General features: G+C 71.0%; 16 protein-coding genes. 12 read left to right on the top strand and 4 right to left on the bottom strand.

Annotated features, from left to right (window positions below; genetic code table 11):
• Window positions 1-12 precede the first annotated feature (12 nt).
• Both DX116_RS11760 and galE read left to right on the top strand, forming a co-directional pair.
• Window positions 13-1,944, top strand: coding sequence for a carboxypeptidase regulatory-like domain-containing protein (locus tag DX116_RS11760; RefSeq protein WP_119704457.1), 1,932 nt, complete (start codon window positions 13-15; stop codon window positions 1,942-1,944).
• Window positions 1,945-2,008: 64 nt separating this feature from the next.
• Window positions 2,009-2,977, top strand: coding sequence for a UDP-glucose 4-epimerase GalE (gene galE, locus DX116_RS11765; protein ID WP_119704458.1), 969 nt, complete (start codon window positions 2,009-2,011; stop codon window positions 2,975-2,977).
• Between the two features lie 95 nt (window positions 2,978-3,072).
• Here the strand turns inward: galE and lexA are convergent, their stop codons facing one another.
• On the bottom strand, window positions 3,073-3,795 hold the full coding sequence (gene lexA / locus DX116_RS11770) for a transcriptional repressor LexA (protein WP_199716061.1): 723 nt from the start codon (window positions 3,793-3,795) through the stop codon (window positions 3,073-3,075).
• Window positions 3,796-3,877: 82 nt separating this feature from the next.
• Here lexA and DX116_RS11775 point away from each other — a divergent pair, with 82 nt between their 5' ends.
• Window positions 3,878-4,714 (top strand): SDR family NAD(P)-dependent oxidoreductase, encoded by an 837-nt coding sequence (locus DX116_RS11775; RefSeq protein ID WP_119704460.1) that lies wholly within the window; start codon window positions 3,878-3,880, stop codon window positions 4,712-4,714.
• Window positions 4,715-4,720: 6 nt separating this feature from the next.
• On the opposite strand, the gene DX116_RS11780 is transcribed toward DX116_RS11775, so the two are convergent.
• Window positions 4,721-5,722, bottom strand: a complete 1,002-nt coding sequence (locus DX116_RS11780; protein ID WP_119704461.1) for a YihY/virulence factor BrkB family protein — start codon at window positions 5,720-5,722, stop codon at window positions 4,721-4,723.
• Window positions 5,723-5,997: 275 nt separating this feature from the next.
• Here DX116_RS11780 and DX116_RS19950 point away from each other — a divergent pair, with 275 nt between their 5' ends.
• From DX116_RS19950 to DX116_RS11815, 7 genes are all read left to right on the top strand, one after another.
• Window positions 5,998-6,363, top strand: a complete 366-nt coding sequence (locus DX116_RS19950; protein WP_158591983.1) for a LysM peptidoglycan-binding domain-containing protein — start codon at window positions 5,998-6,000, stop codon at window positions 6,361-6,363.
• A 201-nt stretch (window positions 6,364-6,564) separates the two neighbouring features.
• Window positions 6,565-8,454, top strand: a complete 1,890-nt coding sequence (locus DX116_RS11790; protein WP_119704463.1) for a penicillin-binding transpeptidase domain-containing protein — start codon at window positions 6,565-6,567, stop codon at window positions 8,452-8,454.
• Complete coding sequence (locus DX116_RS11795) at window positions 8,451-9,491, top strand: hypothetical protein (RefSeq protein WP_119704464.1); 1,041 nt, start codon at window positions 8,451-8,453, stop codon at window positions 9,489-9,491. The genes DX116_RS11790 and DX116_RS11795 overlap by 4 nt, the downstream gene beginning before the upstream one ends.
• 14 nt (window positions 9,492-9,505) lie before the next feature.
• Window positions 9,506-10,198, top strand: a complete 693-nt coding sequence (locus DX116_RS11800) for a type 1 glutamine amidotransferase (protein WP_119704465.1) — start codon at window positions 9,506-9,508, stop codon at window positions 10,196-10,198.
• A 4-nt stretch (window positions 10,199-10,202) separates the two neighbouring features.
• A complete protein-coding gene (locus tag DX116_RS11805; protein WP_119704466.1) occupies window positions 10,203-11,342 on the top strand; it encodes a glycosyltransferase family 4 protein in 1,140 nt (379 codons plus the stop codon).
• Between the two features lie 10 nt (window positions 11,343-11,352).
• Window positions 11,353-12,984 (top strand): hypothetical protein, encoded by a 1,632-nt coding sequence (locus tag DX116_RS11810; protein WP_119704467.1) that lies wholly within the window; start codon window positions 11,353-11,355, stop codon window positions 12,982-12,984.
• A gap of 34 nt (window positions 12,985-13,018) precedes the next feature.
• Window positions 13,019-13,249 (top strand): hypothetical protein, encoded by a 231-nt coding sequence (locus DX116_RS11815; RefSeq protein ID WP_119704468.1) that lies wholly within the window; start codon window positions 13,019-13,021, stop codon window positions 13,247-13,249.
• Between the two features lie 58 nt (window positions 13,250-13,307).
• Here DX116_RS11815 and DX116_RS11820 read toward each other — a convergent pair whose 3' ends face one another.
• Entirely contained in the window at window positions 13,308-13,877 is a 570-nt protein-coding gene (locus DX116_RS11820) for a Dps family protein (protein ID WP_119704469.1), read from the bottom strand.
• Window positions 13,878-14,019: 142 nt separating this feature from the next.
• On the opposite strand from DX116_RS11820, the gene DX116_RS11825 reads away from it, so the two are divergent.
• Together DX116_RS11825 and DX116_RS11830 are read left to right on the top strand one after the other, a co-directional pair.
• Window positions 14,020-14,277, top strand: a complete 258-nt coding sequence (locus tag DX116_RS11825; protein ID WP_119704470.1) for a GlsB/YeaQ/YmgE family stress response membrane protein — start codon at window positions 14,020-14,022, stop codon at window positions 14,275-14,277.
• Between the two features lie 89 nt (window positions 14,278-14,366).
• Window positions 14,367-15,218, top strand: a complete 852-nt coding sequence (locus DX116_RS11830; protein ID WP_119704471.1) for a hypothetical protein — start codon at window positions 14,367-14,369, stop codon at window positions 15,216-15,218.
• Window positions 15,219-15,243: 25 nt separating this feature from the next.
• On the opposite strand, the gene DX116_RS11835 is transcribed toward DX116_RS11830, so the two are convergent.
• Window positions 15,244-18,390: a sensor domain-containing protein gene (locus DX116_RS11835; protein ID WP_158591984.1), complete on the bottom strand. Its 3,147-nt coding sequence runs from the start codon at window positions 18,388-18,390 to the stop codon at window positions 15,244-15,246.
• Between the last annotated feature and the right edge of the window lie 45 nt (window positions 18,391-18,435).

Consider the following 18,435-nt stretch of genomic DNA (forward strand, 5'->3'; position numbering starts at 1 on the left):
TCGGGGGAACGAATGAGACTGCGCACGCCTGCGATCCTTGCTGCAACGGCGGCGGTGATCGCCGGGCTGCTCACGGCGTCGCCGGCCGAGGCCCGTTCGTCAGGGGCCGCCGTGACGTCGTCGCGGGTCGCCCTGTCGTCGAGCGGCAACGGCAAGGTCGCCATCACCTGCAAGGGCAAGCGGCAGTGCCGCGGCACGCTCTCGTTCGTCCGCGACACCGGCAAGCCCCGGGCGCGCAGCTACCGGGTGCGTCCCGGCCGGACGGCCCACGTGTCGGTCGCCCTGCGCTCGGGGTCGAGCGACAACCCGTACAACGTCGCCGCCGTGCCGGGACGTGACGTCCGCAGGGTCGCGAAGGCGCGTCTGAAGGTCGCTGAGACGGCACCGCGACGCACGACGCACTATCGCTCGCTCACCACCGAGACGCTCGTGCGACGCCAGCAGATCACCGGCCGGGTCACCGGCATCGGCCCGGCGCTGGCCACTGACGTACGCGTCGAGCTGGTCAAGCAGGTGCGCGGTGGCAACACCAGCGTGGTGAAGGGGCAGGCCGTCGCCGGCAACGGCGGCAGCTTCTCGCTCGCCGTCAGCCTCCGCGGCAACAACCTCTCGAGCAATCCCTACCTGCTGAGGGTCACCGGCCGCGACCAGAACGGTCAGCGCCGCAGCTGGTACTGGCGCGGCACCAACGGCAAGCCAGGCGGGGGCGGCCCGCAGGTGCGGGACGGCTCGTTCATCCGCGCCACCAAGTGGGGCGACTACGTCGCCGACATGACGTACACGTCGATCTCGGGCACCACCGCGCCGGGCGCCGAGGTGCGGGTCGCCGCGCCTCCGCAGCACCTCGGAGGCAGGACGACGCGGCGTGAGCTCGACATCCCCGGCTGCGCCAGCTTCGTCGGCGCCACCAAGGCCGACGGGTCCGGCGCCTACACCGTGGGCTTCCTGCCGGTCACGTCCTCGGCGGCCAACCGCTACGTCGTCGGCGTCCGGCAGGGCACCGACAGCGCCTGGTACGGCTCGGGACCCACCCGCTTCGGCAGCTGTTACGACGCGACGAGCTATCGCGGCCAGCGGGGCAACCTCATCGCGCTGACCGGGCCGGTCACGGGCAAGGCCGCCGACGTGTCGCCCACGCGCAACTCGGTGACCGTCAAGGCGCGGTACTCGTCGGCGTACAAGCCGACCCAACAGGGTGACCGCTGGATCCGTCTGCGCGAGAAGGTGCCGGGCGTCAGGATCCTCGACGCCCCCGTCGTCGCCGAGGGCATCGCCAGCGCATCGGGCGTGCGCCGCTTCGACGACGTCCCGCCCGGCCGCTACTACGTCGAGGTCGGACGGCGCACGGGGTGCGCCGACTGGTACCCGAGCCGGTTCACCAACAACCGCACGTACTTCAAGGGCTCGGCCCGCAAGGCCGAGGGCTGGAAGTCGTTCCGCACGCTGCGCCAGCTGCCGGGCGGTGCCAACAGCGGTCTCGAGCGCATCGCGCGCCGGGCCGATCCCAACCCGGCCAGCGGCACGGTGCACAACCGCGTGCCGAAGGGCTACAAGGGCTGGATGTACCGCGGCTACTGCAAGGCGCGCGGTGCCGGCACGATCAACACCCTCACGGTCAAGGGCACGGGGCAGACGCTGACCAAGGTCACCAGCCGCAACCGCCAGGGCGCCGTGGTCAAGGGCCGGGTCACCCGCACGGGTGGGCGCACGAACCAGGAGATCATGGTGCGCCTCACCTCGTCGAAGGGCACGCGCGTCGTCCGCACGGGCATCACCGACAGCAAGGGCACCTTCTACATCGCCGGGCTCACGTCGGGCAACTGGCGGGTGTCGGTCAACTCCGACTCGTGGCGCGGCATCGGACGCTCGTTCACGGGCAGGAAGACCATCCGGGTCAAGGCGGGCAAGGGCTACAACATCGGCACGCTGAAGTTCGGCAGCTGAGCGGGGCCGTCGGACGGGGCCGAGCCGCGTCCGACGGTTGAGGCCCGTCTGACAGGCTGATGCCATGAGTGTTCTCGTCACCGGCGGTGCCGGCTACATCGGCTCCCACGTCGTCCGTGCCTTCGTGCAGGCGGGTTTCGAGTGCGTCGTCGTCGACGACCTCTCGAGCGGGCACCGTGAGTTCGTGCCGGCCGGTGTCGGCTTCGTCGACGCGACGGTGCTCGACGTCGACCGCGTGACGCGCACGCTGGTCGAGCACGACGTGCAGGCGGTCGTGCACCTGGCTGGTTTCAAGTACGCCGGCGTGTCGGTGCAGCGTCCCCTGCACACGTACGAGCAGAACGTGCAGGGCACGGTCGCGCTGCTGACCGCCATGAACGCGGCAGGGGTCGACAGGATCGTGTTCTCGTCGAGTGCCGCGGTGTACGGCACGCCCGACGTCGACCTGGTGACCGAGCAGACGCCGACGGCGCCCGAGTCGCCGTATGGCGAGACCAAGCTCGTGGGGGAGTGGCTGCTGCGCGACGCCGAGCGTGCATACGGTCTGCGACACACCTCGTTGCGCTACTTCAACGTCGTGGGGTCGGCGGTCGACGACCTGTACGACACCAGTCCGCACAACCTGTTCCCGCTCGTGATGGAGGCCCTGGTGCAGGGGCGCACGCCGCGCATCAACGGCGGCGACTACGCCACGGCCGACGGCACGTGCGAGCGCGACTACATCCATGTCGCCGATCTGGCCGAGGCCCATGTCGTCGCCACGCGCACGCTGATCGAGGGCGGCACGCTCGAGCCGGTCTACAACCTGGGCAGCGGCGACGGCGTGTCGGTGCGGCAGATCATGACCGCCGTGGCCCGGGCGACGGGCATCGACTTCGAGCCCGAGATCGGCGACCGCCGGCCGGGCGACCCGGCACGGATTGTCGCCTCGGGCGAGCTGGCAGCCCGCGACCTCGGCTGGTCGATGCGGCACTCGCTCGACGACATGGTGCGCAGCGCATGGCAGGCACGGCAGGCCCACCAGACCCCCTGACCGCACGACGCCCCTCGAGCGCAGAACGCCCCTTGAGCTTGTCGAAAGGGCCTCTCGACAAGCTCAAGGGGCGAAGCTCGAGGAGCGCGGCCGCCTCAGACGCGGCGGATGACGGCGGTGACCTTGCCCAGGATCGTGGCGTGGGTGCCGTCGATGGGGGAGTAGTCGTCGTTGTGCGGCAGCAGCCAGACCTGGCCGTTCTTGCGCTGGAACGTCTTGACCGTGGCCTCGCCGTCGAGCATCGCCGCGACGATCTCGCCGTTCTCGGCATCGGGCTGCTGGCGGATGACGACGTAGTCGCCGCTGCAGATCGCGGCGTCGATCATCGAGTCGCCCGAGACCTCGAGCATGAACAGCGTTCCCTCGCCGACCAGCGACTTGGGCATCGGGAAGATCTCCTCGACGCGCTCCTCGGCCAGGATCGGCCCGCCGGCCGCGATGCGCCCCACCATCGGGATGTTGATCGCGGTCGGTGCGGCGTCGTTGATGCCCGTCTCGTCGATGTCGCCCTCGGGAGCGGCGCTCATGGATCGCCGGGCAGCCATCACGTCGGGCAGGAAGATCTCGAGCGCGCGCGGACGGTTGGGATCGCGCTTGACGTAGCCGAGCGCCTCGAGGGCCCGCAGCTGATGGGCCACCGACGAGGTGCTGGTGAGGCCCACCGCCGCACCGATCTCGCGCATGCTGGGCGGGTAGCCGCGCTTCTCGATCTCGTCGCGCAAGAACTCCAGCACCTTGCGCTGCCGGGCGGTGAGCCCGGAGGAGTCGGCGGGGCCGTCGGGGAGCTCGGTGACGTCTGCGGTGCGCTCATCGGTCATGGCCTGACAGTAACCCGGACGGCAGGCCAGTTCAAACATATGTTCGATGGCGTGTCGCGGGCGTGTCACCTACCGTGACGCGGTGCCCCAGACCCTCGCAAGCGCTGGCCGTCCCCGTTCCGCCGTCGTGACAGGAGCTGCGCGCGGCATCGGTCGGGCGATCGCTGCCGAGCTGGTGTCCCAGGGCTACCTGGTGCTCGTGACCGACCTCGACGCGTCGGCAGCCGAGGCGACCGCGTCCGAGATCGGAGCCCACGCGGGGATGGCGCTCGACGTCACCGATCCGTCGGCCAACCGGCGCGTCGCGGTGCGCGCCCGCGAGGTCGCCCCGCTCGGAGCGTGGGTGTGCAACGCCGGCGTGGCCTTCGACGGAGACCTCACCGATCTGACGGAGCACCAGGTGCGGCTCACCGTCGAGGTCAACGTGCTCGGGGTGATGTGGGGCGTCCGTGCTGCGGCCGACGCGTTCCGCGAACAGGTCGCGGTGGGGGTGACGGGCGGCGAGATCGGCATCGTCGCCTCGCTGAGCGCCCACGCCCCGGTGCCGAACCTGAGCGTCTACGCGGCGACCAAGGCGGCTGTGCTCTCGCTCGCCACCTCGATCGCGTCCGAGCTGAGGCACGATCGCATCGGTGTGCACGCGGTGTGTCCCGACGGCGTGTCGACCGCGATGCTCGAGGGCTTCGATCCCGAGGGCAGCACCCGCGAGATCCTGGCCGCCGGTGTGCTGCTGTCACCCGAGACGGTCGCGCGCGAGCTCATCGCGATGTTCGGCACGCGGCGGGTCTACCGGACGATGCCGGTGTGGCGCGGCGTCGTGGCCCGGTCGGCGTCGTTGTCGCCGGCCCTCGCGATGCGGCTCGACCCGGTGATGCGGCGCTGGGGTGCCCGCAGGCTGCGCCGGGCCGGCGTGCGCTGAGCGGGGTCAGCGACCTTTGGCGAACGGGTTGCGCAGCCGCTTGAAGACCGGTGTCGGGCGGTGCCCCTCGGACTCGGCGGCCTCGGCCGCCTCGCCGGCAGGGGTCGTGTCGACGACGATGACCGGGACCTCCTCGCCGTCGGCCTCCGTGCCGCGCAGGTCGGCGATCTCGGCGTCCTCGGCCACCGTGTCGGCGGTGACGATGTCCTCGCGGACCGCCTCGACCGTGGCGCCGAGCAGCACGGCGTACAACCCGATCCACAGCCACAGCAGCAGCACGACCACCCCGGCGAGTGCGCCGTACGTCTTGCCGTAGCTGCCGAAGTTGTCGACGTACGTCGAGAAGCCGATCGACACGATGATCCACAGGCCGCTGGCCACGAGCACGCCCTTGGTGATCAGGGCGGGGGTGTCGGAGCGGTCGGGCGCGACGCGGAACAGGACGCCCATCGCCACCACCAAGGCGCCCAGCAGGGCGAGCCAGCGTCCGAGCTCGAGCAGGATGCGCGTGCCCGGCACGACGTCGATCGCGTCGAACAGTGCCGGGGCCGCGGCGACCAGGCCGACCACCACGACGAGGAACACGATGGCACCGGCCGTGAGGCCGAGGGCGACGAGCTTCTTCTGGATGAAGTTGCGCTGGTCGCGGATGCCGTACATCGCGTTGACGGCGGTGACGAGGTTGCCGACACCGCCGGACGCGCTGTAGATCGCGAGCGTGACGGCGATGACCAGACCGAGACCGAGTGACCCGTTGCTCGTCGAGACGAGCGAGTCGAGCTGACCGGTGACGAGGGACGCTGCGTCGGCCGGCAGCGCGTCGGCGAGATCGGCCGACTGGCGCCGCACGGTCTCGGGCGAGGCGACGATGCCGTAGGTCAGCACGCCGGCGATGAGCGCGGGGAAGAGCGACAAGAACGTGTAGAAGGCCACGCCCGCGGCCAGGAGAGGTGCTTGCTGGGCGGACGCCTGCTTCCAGGCGGTGATGATCGTGCTCTTCGCGGCCATGACTCGACGGTAGTGCGCAGGGTGTCGCCGTGCCTCCTGGCATGCGTCGACCGTGTGACGCGCGACAAACCCATCTCAAATATGTGCTGCAACGACGGGGATTCGGCAGGCGCGATCGAAATTCTGTTCGATCGATGCTTCCTTTTGTCGGACCCGGCCCCTATTGTCGTACATGTGTTCGATCGAACGCCTGTTCGCACCATCGAATGACATCGAGAACAGCGATCGGTCGGGCACGCCAAGCATCCCGTCTCACTTCCCCCACGGAGGCCATCATGAGCACCATCACCCTCGGAAACGTTCGCACCAGCCAGCGCGTCAGCATGCCCTCGGTCTCGGCACCGATGAAGCTGACCGTGCGCGGCAAGATCGTCATCGTGACGCTGGCCGTGCTCGCCATCGGCATCCTGGCGATCATGTGGGGTCCGTCGTCGACGGCCTCCGGCGAGGCCGGCACGCCGCAGCAGACCACCTCGGTCCAGGTCATGCCGGGCCACACGCTCTGGCAGATCGCTGCCGATGCCAACCCGCACGGCGACATCCGCAAGACGGTCGACGAGATCATCGAGCTGAACTCGCTCCCCAACGCCTCCGCCCTTCAGATGGGCTCGGAGATCGCTGTACCGGTCTACGACAAGTAGCCGCTGCACAGCACGACACAGCCCGGTGAGGCCGCAAGGGAAGGCGGCCTCACCGGGCTGTGGCACGTCTGAGCCCCTGCCAGCAGCGATGGCGGGCCCAGCGGCGAGGGACGTTGACCGTGCCGGGTGCACCTGTTTGACTGCATCGTCGCCTGCCGAGGCGAGAACCTGACACCAACGGGGAGGTCGCAGGTGGGAGCCATGCACCGGACGGTCCGACGAGCGACGTCCACGATCGCGACCCTCGCGCTGGCCACGGCCACGCTGGCGGCCTGCTCCGCGGGGCGGGCCGACCCGCGCGACACCGCCGACGCCCTGGCTGCCGGGCTGAGCAAGGGCGACGTCTCGAAGGTCGCCGTCACCGCCGGGGGCCGGGTGCCGCAAGAAGACCTCAAGCGCATCGTCAACAGCATGGACGGCACCAAGGTCGCGGTCACCGTCAAGGACGTCGCCACCGACGACGACACCGCGACCGCGACCCTCGCGACGCGATGGGCTTTCAAGGGAGCCACCTGGGAGTACACGACCCGCGCAGCGCTGAGCTTCGTCGACGACGCCTGGAAGGTCACCTGGAAGCCCACGATCGTCGCGCCCGACCTCACGGCCGACGAGCGCCTGCGGCTGCGCACGACCGCCGCCGACCGCGGCGACATCCTCGGCGCCGGCGACGAGGCCATCGTCACCGAGCGCGGCGTACAACGCGTCGGGATCGACAAGACCAAGGTCGACGCCACCCAGGTCGAGGCCTCGGCCAAGGCCTTGGCCGCAGTCGTCGACATCGATGCCGAGGCGTACGCCACGCGTGCGGTGGCGGCCGGGCCACAGGCCTTCGTGCCGGCGCTGACGGTGCGCGCCGACGCCTCGGACGCGCCGACGTCGCAGCAGCTCGCCGCGATCCCCGGCGCCGTGGCCATCAGCGGCGAGCTCCCGCTGGGCCCCACGCGCGCCTTCGCCCAGCCCCTGGTTGGCACGGTGGGCGAGGCGACGGCCGAGATCGTGCAGAAGTCCAAGGGCACGGTCCAGCCCGGCGACCTGGTGGGGCTGTCAGGACTGTCCGCTCGCTACGACGGTCGCCTGCGCGGCACGCCCGGCGTCCGTGTCGAGGCGGTGTCGTCGCAGGACGGCGCCGAGCCGCGTCAGCTGTTCACCAGCCAGCCGGTGGCGGGCACGCCGTTGCGCACGACGCTCGACGTCGGCCTGCAGGGCTCGGCCGACTCGATCCTGGCCGACGTTGACCCGGCCAGTGCGATCGTCGCCATCCGTCCGTCGTCGGGCGCGATCGTGGCACTGTCGAGCGGTCCCGGGGGCAAGGGTGCCGACACGGCCGCAGCCGGACGCTTCCCGCCCGGCTCGACCTTCAAGCTCGTCACGGCACTGGCCCTGCTGAGGTCGGGCCTGACCCCGTCCACGAGGGTGCCGTGCACCTCGAAGATCACCGTCGACGGGCGCACGTTCACCAACTACTCCGACTACCCGGCCAGTGCCACCGGCAACATCGCGTTGCGCGCGGCCATCGCCAACTCCTGCAACACCGCGATGATCGCCGAGCGCGACAAGGCTCCTCAGGCCGATCTGGCCGAGGCCGCCGCGGCGCTCGGGCTCGGTCCCGACCTCGACCTGGGATTCCCGGCCTTCCTCGGATCGGTGCCCGACCAGGCCGAGGGCACCGAGCGGGCCGCCTCGATGATCGGCCAGGGGCGCATCGAGGCGTCGCCGCTGGCGATGGCCACGGTCGGGGCGTCGATCGCCAAGGGTGAGCGGGTCACGCCCAGCCTGCTGGCCGACACGCCGACGAAGGCGGCCGCCGCGCCCGCCAAGCCCTTGAGCGGCGACGAGGCCACGCAGCTGCAAGAGCTGTTCCGCGGCGTCGTGACCGACGGCAGTGGTCGCTTCCTGTCCGACGTGCCCGGGGGCCCGGTCTCGGCCAAGACCGGCACGGCGGAGTACGGCAGCGACACCCCGCCGCGCACGCACGCGTGGATGATCGCCACGCAGGGCGACCTGGCCGTCGCGGTGTTCGTGGCCGACGGCGAGTCCGGCTCGCAGACCGCCGGGCCGCTGCTCGAGAAATTCTTGCGAAGCGCCTCGTGACGATCGATCTGGCCGGGGCGGGCGACACCGACGGCACGACCGTTCTCCCAGGCCGCCGTCGAGGGCTGCCCACGATCGCGCTCGTGCCGCTGGCCGGCGTCACGTGGTGGCTGACCGGCTTCGTGTGGTGGATCGTCGAGCTGGTCGGCAGCAACATCATGACGGTCAACGGCTACCCGCGCGCTGCGCTTCCGCTGCTGGCTGCCAGCAGCACAGACGCCCTCGTCGTCAGCTGCGTCGTCGGGGGCGTCGCGGCGGGGCTGGTGGGCCTGCTCGGGCGCGGCCGTCGCGTCCCGCGCCTGGTGGCTGTCGTCGCCGGCGTCGCACTCGCGCTGGCGCTGGCGCTCGTGCAGTCGCGATCCGCGTTCGCCAGCGGCGGTGCCGACGGCCAGACCACCGACCCTCGCGTCACCGGTGGGCTGAGCGTGCTGGTCGTGGTCGTCACCGTGGCTGCCGCGCTGCTGGGCGCGGCGTCGCTCGCCGGACGTCCGGGACGCGGCCTTGCCCTCGCCGCCGCAGCCGGTGCCGCGCCGCTGTGGCTGTTCGAGGTGGTGTCGAGCCTCTCGCAGACGACGGCCTTCGACGGTTCCATCGACGGGCCCGCTCGGTGGTCGGGGGCCGTGGTGCTCGCCGTGGGTCTGGCGACGATCGGCATCCGTCCCGTGGTTCGTCTCGCACTCTGGCCCGTGGCCGTGCTGCTGGCGTGGGTCGTGGCACCGACCGCGACGGCCTCGGGCTACTTCGCGACGTCGTTGAGCCGCGGTCCGCGGTCCGCGGCCCTCGTGCAGGAGTACCTCTCAACGGCCGGCCAGGTGTGGAGGCAGGCGGTCGAGCCCGGGCAGCGGCCTCTCGCGCCGTGGATCGCGGCCATCGTCGTCGCGGGCGTCCTCGCATGGGTGCTCGATCGCCGTCGACCGCGTGACGAGCAGGTCGACCGCCGCGACGACGAGCCCCGGCTGCATCCGGGCCCGCCGACGCTCGCCGTGCCGACGGCCGAGCCGGCGCGCTCCGACCCGTCGGCGGCGGCCTGGCCGTAGGCGACAATGGGTCCATGAGGATTCACGTGGTCGCCGATCCGGCCGACAGCGACGGCGGCTACGTCGCCGAACGACTGGTGCAGCGAGGGGCCGAGCTGGTCCCGGTCGACCGCGATGCCCTGCCCGCCTTCGAGACCCTCGGTCCGTCCGACCTCGTGCTGCTGCTCGGCTCCGACAAGTCGGCCCACGAGGAGCGATGGATCGACTCGGTGACCGCCGAGGTGCGGCTGATCCGGGCGGCCCTCGTGTCCGGCACCCCGGTCATGGGCATCTGCTACGGCGTGCAGGTGCTGGCCCGCGCGCTGGGCGGCACCTCGTGGCGCGCCGATCGGCCCGAGCTGGGCTGGCAGCGCGTCGACACGACCGACGCGGTGCTGTGCCCCGAGGGACCGTGGGGCCAGATGCACAGCGACGTCTTCTCGCCCGGTCCGACGTCGCGGGTCATCGGCACGTCCTGGCGTGGCCCGCAGTGCATCGTCGACGACCAGTGGGGCGCCCGTGCGATCGGCTGGCAGTTCCACCCCGAGGTGACGCCCACGACGTACGAGCGCTGGGTCGCCGAGGGCTACTACGGCGACACGGGCGACGACCCGAAAGAGCTCGTGCGCCAGGCCCACGCCAACGCCCCGAGAGCGCGCAACCTCGCCCACGCGCTGACCGACTCCGCGCTGCGGTACCTCGGCGTCGACGCGGACGGGAGCTCGTGAGCCGATGAGCGGCACCAAGCACGTGGCGCACTTCGTCATGATGAACCCCAACAAGCGCGGCCCGGTCGAGCTGCTGTTCCCGGTGCTGGCCCGCGAGTGGGCGTCCCGCGGCGGACGCACGTCGTGCTGGTTCAGCGCGGCGCCGCCGGCCTGGTACGCCGAGATGCTCGACGAGGCCGGTGTCGAGCACGGGGTCATCGAGGGCGTCACCGATGAGGTGATCGACAAGGACGCGTGGAACGCGGCCGTCGAGCGCGCCGCGCTGCGCCTGCGCCCCGACGTCGTGCACGTCCACCACGGGTGGCACGGCTCGGCGGCGACGCTCGAGCAGCACGGCATCGGCACGGTGCAGACCGAGCACTCCGGACGCTTCCCGCAGCGGCTCGAGCTGCTGCGCCGCGTCGTCCGACACCGTGGCCAGCGATCGGTGCGGCGCTTCATCGCCGTCGCCGATTTCATCAACGTGCAGACGCAGCGCGACTTCATGGTGCCGGCCAGCAAGGTCGTCACGGTGCACAACGGCGTCGACACCGAGCACTTCCGGCCGCGACCCGACGACCGCGCCAGGCTGCGTCACGACCTGCTGGGCATCGACGACGACCGTCCGGTCATCGTGCAGGCCGCCTTCCTCGATGCCCGCAAGCGCCAGGCGATGCTGGTCGGTGCGATGCCTGCGGTGCTCGAGGTCGAGCCGCGTGCCCACCTGGTGCTGGCCGGCGGAGGCACCGACGAGACGATGCTGCGCGAGCTGGTGCACTCCCTCGGGGTGGGCGACCACGTCAGCCTGCTGACCGGTGACAACGACGTCGCCGCGCTCTACGCGGCCGCCGACGTCGCCACGCTCGTCTCGACGCACGAGGGGCTGCCCGGCAGCGCGATCGAGGCGCTGTCGTGCGGGCTCCCGCTGCTGATCGCGCCCAACGGAGGCAGCGTCGAGGTCATCGAGGACGAGGTCAGCGGACTGTTCCTGCACGACGAGACGGTCGAGGGCACGACAGCGGCCCTGACCAGGCTGGTCACGGACCAGGCGCTGCGCGAGCGGCTCTCGGCGGCCGGCCTGCAGCGGGTGCGCGAGCTGTTCGACATCCGCGTCACGGCGCGCCGCACGGCCGACGTGCACGACGACGTGCTCGCCGCGGGCTGACGGCCGGACCATGTCGTCCGAGCCGCGACGGCGGGGGAGCGCGGCGCGCGCGGCAGCACTCGCGGCGGTGCTGGTGCTGCTCGCGATGGTGGTCGCCGGCGCACCGACACGCGACGAGCCCGGGCGCGCGATGGTGCTGCCGTACTCGGCGCCCGACGTGGTCAACCCGATGCGCGGCCAGTTCGAGAACATCCTGACCAGCCTGTTCCCGCAGTCCAACGAGGCCCAGGCGGCGCTGCCCGACTGGCCCGGCACGCGTGACGCCGCGATCCGCGTGACGTGGCGCTCGCTGCAGCCCGTCGACCCGGCGAGCCTGCCGAGCGACGCCGCCGATGACGCGCGCTTCGACTTTTCGTCGATCGACCGCGCGCTCGACGAGTACGACGCGCGCGGCATGCGGCTGAGCCTGCGCATCACGACGTACGACTCGTGCTGCGACCCGTCGCCGCCGGGCGGCGTCAACCTCGCGGTGCCCGACTGGTTGGCCGCGCGCGGCGACGCGGTCGAGCGGTACGACCGCGACGGCGTGCAGCAGGTCATCCCGGCGTGGAACAGCACGACGTACCTCGACGCCTTCGAGGCGCTGCTGGGTGCGCTCGGCCGGCGCTACGACGGTGACGAGCGTCTGGCGATCTTCGAGATGTCGGGCTACGGCGACTTCGGCGAGAACGTGCTGCCGGTGCTGCGCGACGACCTCGGACGTCCGGGCCCGTCGAGCGAGCAGAGCGAGGCCGAGCTCGGCTACCTCAGCCAGTACCAGGACCAGTTCATCACCGCGGCGTCCGCCGACCGCCTGGTGGCCGCCAACCTGCGCGCCTTCCCGCGCACGCAGATGGTGGCGGCGCCGGGCAACGCCTACATCGTCGCCCAGCTGATGCGCGACAGTCCCGCGCTCGACGGTTTGGCGCACCCCGTGGGCATCCGGTCGGACTGTCTGGGCGTCTTCGACACGCTGCCGACGTGGGCGATCGACGAGTCGTCCGAGTACGTCCGGCGATCCGACCCGATCATCGAGGTGCTGAAGGACCGGCTGCGCACGGCGCCGGTGCTGGCCGAGTGGTGCCAGCTGCCCGACGGCGAGACGCCCGTCGACTACTACCGCAAGGCCCTGCGGTCGGTGGTCGAGCGGCACGTGTCGATGACGTCGAGCAGCGGCTTTCCCGACCAGCTGTCCGACCGCCGGATGCGGTCCGACGAGTACGCCCTGTGGCGGCGCGCCAACGTCTACGCGGGCTACCGGTACGACGCGCGGGCGCAGGTCGACGCCGACGCGTCCGGCGTGATCGCCGACGTCCGCTGGACCAACCGGGGGGTGAGCTCGACCCACGAGCGGTGGACGATCGGCTACCAGCTGAGAGATGCCGCCGGACGTGTCGTGGCGACCGCCGACTCGCGGCTCGACCTGCGCGACGTCGACACCGACCAGGACGGCGACGCGCCGCGGCCGACGCCTGCCAGCGCCGACGAGTCGGTGCGGTTCGAGCTGCCCGAGGCGTCCGGCCGCTACACCGTCACCGCGGTCGTCGCGTGGGCCGAGCACAAGGCCGCCGCGACGACGACCGTCGACATGGGACCCATGAACCTCGCGATGCCCGGACGCGACGGCGGGCCCTACGAGATCGGCTCCGTCACCATCCGGTAGTCGGCCTCGCGAGGCGACCGGTCACTATGGAGCCATGGCGAGTCGTCCGAGTGGGTACGAGTGGGTCGTGCGCGACAAGGCCGTCGTGATCTCGCACCACGGCGCCGAGGCGTCGGTGCTGCGAGGCGAGCGCGCGCACCAGTTCGTCCGCGAGGTCGAGCGTGGCGACCCCCAGCTGCTGATGGCCCGCATCGTGGGCGGCACCTACAAGGCACCCGACGAGCGTCGCACGGGCCCCAAGCCGCGCCCCCGCGGTCGACGCTGAGACGTGACGAAGCCCCGACCCAGCGCATGGGTCGGGGCTTCGGGCGTGGGGACGGAGATCAGTCCGTGACGTCGGCCGCGTCGTGAGCGGCCTGCGCTGCCTTCTTCTCCGAGTTCGCACCATCGGTCGACAGGCTTCCGCCGGTGCTCTCGAGGTGGGCGCGGATGAACCAGTGGAACAGCTCGAGCTGACGCTGCTGGCCGATGATCATGTCCTCGGTGACCGGGTCGAGGTCGGCGACGGCCTCCTGCGCGTTGCGGTGGTCCTTCAGGAGGTTGATGTAGACCTCGTCGAGCGCGCCGAGGTGCTCGTTGGTGGTCGCGCGGCCGAGGGAGTAGTCCTCCCACGAGCGTCCGTTGACGATGGCGCCGGGCGTGCCCATGGGCGAGACGCCCAGGGTCGCGATGCGCTCAGCGGTCTCGTCGACCATCGCGATGACCTCGTCGACGTGCGGGTCGATCATCTCGTGGACCGCGATGAAGTGCGGACCCACGACGTTCCAGTGCACGTGCTTGAGCGTCAGGTGCAGGTCGTTGAGCGCGTTGAGACGCTCCTGGAGGATGCCGGCGAGCTTCTCGCCCTCTTCGGGCGTCAGGCCGGGAATGGTGAATTTGGGTGTAGTAGCCATGCGAGGGCGGTACCCGTCCGCGAGGGATTCATGCGTCGCGGACAAAAGATGCTTCGGGCCGTCGAGGCCGCTAACGTCGTGGGCTGCCGACGCGCGCACACCCGCGCATCCGCGTCGGCCTCACCACCAAGGGAGGAACCCCATGGGCTTCATCGGATTCGTCATCGTCGGTCTCATCGCCGGCTTTGTCGCACGCGCACTCGTCCCGGGCAAGGACGACCTCGGCATCATCGGCACCATCATCCTCGGCATGGTGGGCTCGTTCGTCGGCGGTTTCCTCGGATCGCTGATCCAGGACGGCCCGGCCGAGCTCACGGCGTCGGGCATCATCGGCTCGATCATCGGTGCGATCATCGCGCTGCTCGTCTGGCGCCGGGTCGGCGGACGCTCGCGCGTCTGAACCGTCTCGACGAACCTCCCCTCCGCCCCCTTCCGCCGCGTGCGGGAGGGGGCGGAGCCGTGTGGGGAGGGCCGCCGTAGATTTGACCCATGGCCTTGATCGTCTGTCCTCTCTGTGTCCGCGAGGACGACGTCCAGCTCGTCCGCACCCTCGAGGACGGTCGCAAGGAAGCGCGCTGCGACGACTGCGACTTCGCCTTCGTGTTCGGTGCGCCGGTCGAGGCCAAGAAGGCTCCGGCGACGCGCAAGCGCACGTCGACCGTTCGCGTCTCCAAGCCGTCCGTCGTGCCGATCGCGGTCGTGGCCAAGCGGTTCCCGACCGTCGACGACGTCGAACTGGTCGCCCGGCAGCGCGGCGACCTGCTCAAGCAGCAGTTCCTCGCGACGGTGCACCACGCGCCCGATCCGCTGGTCGCCCCGCACTGGACCAAGTACCGGTGGGTCTTCTCCGCCGACGGTCTCGAGAAGGTCGCTATCGCCGATCTCAAGTACTTCGCCGACTCGTCCATCGGTGCCTCGACCGGCGATCCCACGGCCTTCGACAAGGCCTGGGTGCTGCTGGGGGAGTTCGAGGCCGCCCGGCGCATCCGCTCGGTCACCAACCAGCTGCTGCGGGGCCCGGGCGAGCTCGAGGACCGCATGACGGGCCTGCTCGACGGATCGTTCGCCCAGTCGATGCCGGGGTGGGACGAGGCGCTGCTGACCAAGACGCTCGCCGTCGCCGACCCCGACCGCTTCCTGCCCGTGGTCACCTACGCCGACAAGAAGGCGATCGCGGCAGCGGTCTACGGCATCGAGCTGCCGGTCGTCGACGAGGCGTCGCTGACGATCGGACGGCTGGCGGTCTGGAGCAACGACCTCCTGGTGGCGCTGGCCGGCGACGACTTCGACGACCTGCACCACGCGGCGGCGTTCCTGCGGTGGGCGGCGACGCAGGACTGAGCGGCCGGCGTCGCAGCGCGCCGGTTCACCCCGGCTCCACGACCACGTCGTCGGCCTTGAACCGGTCGGTCAGCACCCGCGACGCGCGCAGCGACGCCACCGAGACGGCGGGGCTCCAGAGCCATCCCTGGCCGAGCGCGCAGCCGCGGGCCTGCAGGGCGTCGAGGTGCGCCTGGGTCTCGACGCCCTCGGCGACGACCTTGAGCCCCAGCGATCGGGCCAGCTCGATCAGCGACCGCACGATGGCCAGCGAGTGGGCGTCGTCGGGGATCTGGCTGATGAAGCCGCGGTCGATCTTGAGGACGGTGATGGGCAGGTCGCGCAGGTACGCCATCGAGCTGTAGCCGGTGCCGAAGTCGTCGACCGCGATGTCGAAGCCGTGGTCGCGCAGCTTCTGCAGGGTCGTGACCGCCATGTCCTTGTCAGTCATGATCGCGCTCTCCGTGATCTCGAGCATGACGCCGCTGGGGTCGAGGCCGGCGGCACGGACGGTCTCGAGGATGTAGTCGGCCAGGCCCTCGTCCGACAGGCTCTGGCCCGACAGGTTGATCGCGACGTAGATGTCGTCGGGCATCGTCAGGTCGGCCCTGAGCTCGACCACGTCTCGCATGGTGCGCCGGATGACCCAGCGGTCGACGTCGATCGAGCTGGCACTCATCTCGGCGAGCGCCACGAAGCGCTCGGGCTTGATCTCGCCGTAGGTGGGGTGGTGCCAGCGGGCGAGCGCCTCGACGCCGACGACCTCGCCGGTGGTGACGTCGATGACGGGTTGGTAGTACATCTCGAGCGCGTCGTTCTCCAGCGCCGTCAACAGCTCGGCGCTGACGACGTGACGCTCCTCGGTCTGGGCGGCCAGGGCGGCGTCGAACATCCGTACCCGGCCGCGTCCGCCGGCCTTGGCGGCGTACATCGCCGAGTCGGCATAGCGCAGCAGGTGCTCGCTCGACGGTGCCGGCGAGATCGCGACGCCGATCGTGGCCCCGAGCCGTACGGCGTGGTGGCCGATCGCGTACGAGCCCGTCAGCGTGCCCATGATCTGCTGGGCCCTGTCCTGGACGGTGTGCTCGTCGGCGTCGTGCATGACCACGACGAACTCGTCGCCGCCGAAGCGGGCGACCATGTCGTCGGCGCGGACTATGGCGCTCAGGCGTGAGGCGACCTCGACCAGCACCTGGTCGCCGGCGGTGTGGCCGCGCCCGTCGTTGACGTCCTTGAAGTGGTCGAGGTCGACGAACAGCAGTGCCGTGGCGTGCGACGACAGGTCGAGCGAGTCGAGATGGGTCATGAGGGTGCTGCGGTTGGGCAGGCCGGTCAGGGGGTCGTGCTCGGCGGCGTGGCGCAGCTTGTCGATCGCCCGCAGGCTGTCGGTGATGTCGGAGATCATGCCGAGTGATCCCTGCGACTGACCGTCCAGGTCGGGCAGCGGCGAGGCGGCGATCCAGAGCGTGTGCACCGTGCCGTCGGGGTGGTCGTAGCTCACCTGGTAGCGCTCCGCTCCGCGAGCCTGTCGCGTCCGGGTCCGTTCGGCAACGAGCTCGCGGTCGTCGCCGCTCAGCATCGTCCAGACGGCGACGCCCAACAGGTCGTCGTGCGCGACGCCGAGCATGTCGCTGACCCGTGCGTTGGCGTACGTCACGATGCCCTCGGTGGAGATGACGATGATCCCCTCCTCGGCGGTCTCGGCCATCGCTCGGTAGCGGGCCTCCGACAGGCTCAGCGCCCGCTGAGCCTGCACCTCGGCATCGACGTCTCGCAGGTTCGACAGGACGCCGGCGATCTCCGTGTCGAGCAGGTTGATGGAGGTCTGCTCGATCCATCGCCACCGCCCGTCGGCGTCGCGTACCCGGTAGCGCCAGGTGTGCGACGCGTTGTGCTGCTGCACGTGTGCCCACGCCGTGCGCATGGCGGGCAGGTCGTCGGGGTTGACCACCTTCATCTGCTCGCTGACCGGCTGGTCGTACACGTCGCCGAGCATCTGCTGGCCCGGGGGAGAGGCGTAGGTCGTGCGTCCGTCGGCGTCGTGCAGCAGGACGAAGTCGCGCGACCGCTCGGCCACCACGTCGAAGAACTGCTGCAGCTGCTGGCGTGCGCGCTCGCTGTCCTGGAGCGGGCGCAGGTCGTGCAGCACCGCGGCGCACCCGCTGGGATCGCCGTCGTCGTCGCGCAGCACCGTGATGTCGGCGCGGATCGCGATGGGTTGCCCGTCGATGCCACGCAGCACCCGGTCGGCCTGCAACGTCTCGACGCCCTCGAGCTCGGCCCGCTCGATCGAGCTGATCGGCGGTGGCACGTCGTCCTCGTGCATGATCCAGCTCATCGGCCGGCCGATCAGCTCGTCGCGGGTGCGTCCGACGAGCACGCAGAACGCGTCGTTGACGGCCACGAAGGTCTCGTCGACGGCATGCATGGTCTGCGGCAGGCGCGACTGCTCGAACCGGGCCCTGAAGCGGGCCTGCTCCTGGTGCTGTCGCATCTGAACGAGCTTCTGCTCGGTGATGTCGGTCGTGTTGCCGACCACGGCCCGCACGTCGGGGTCGCCGCGCAGGTCGCTGATGACGATCCGGCTCCACGTGACCGAGTGGTCGGCGTGGACGAGCCGCACCTCGAGCGTCTCCTGCAGGCTGCGACCCTCCGAGACCGCCAGCCAGGCAGCACCCGCGGCCGGACGGTCGTCGGGGTGGACGAAGCGCAGGCCGTACACGCCGACGACGTCGTCGACGTCCCAGCCCATGCGGACGGGAAGCGCGGACGTCACCGAGGTGAGGGTGCCGTCGTCCTGGATGGTGAAGACGATGTCGGCCGCGTTGCGCACCAACGACTGCCACCGACGCTGGGACGCCGCCAGGTCACGCTCCTCCTGCACCCGGGCGGTCTCGTCGATGACGGCCACGACGATCTCGTCGCCGGCCGCGGTGGCGACGAGCTGCACGTGCAGCTCGTCGTCGGTCGTGCGGAACGAGACCTGGGCGTGGCCGGTGGCGCCCTCAGCGGCGGCGCGAAGGCACTGCTGGATGTTGGTGACGTCGGCGCGGGTGACCCCGAGCGAGTCGAGGTGGTGGCCGATGAGCTCCGCGGGCTGGATGCCCAGCAGCACGACGAGCGCGGCGTCCACCCGGGACACCGTGCCGTGGCGGCTGACCGTGATCGTGGTCGCCAGATGAGGAGCTTGCATCGAAACGCTTCTCCGGTCTGTCGTCCGATCTGCCTGCAGGGTCAT

The sequence above is a fragment of the Aeromicrobium endophyticum genome (genome assembly GCF_003586285.1).
GTDB classification, from domain to species: Bacteria; Actinomycetota; Actinomycetes; order Propionibacteriales; family Nocardioidaceae; genus Aeromicrobium; species Aeromicrobium endophyticum.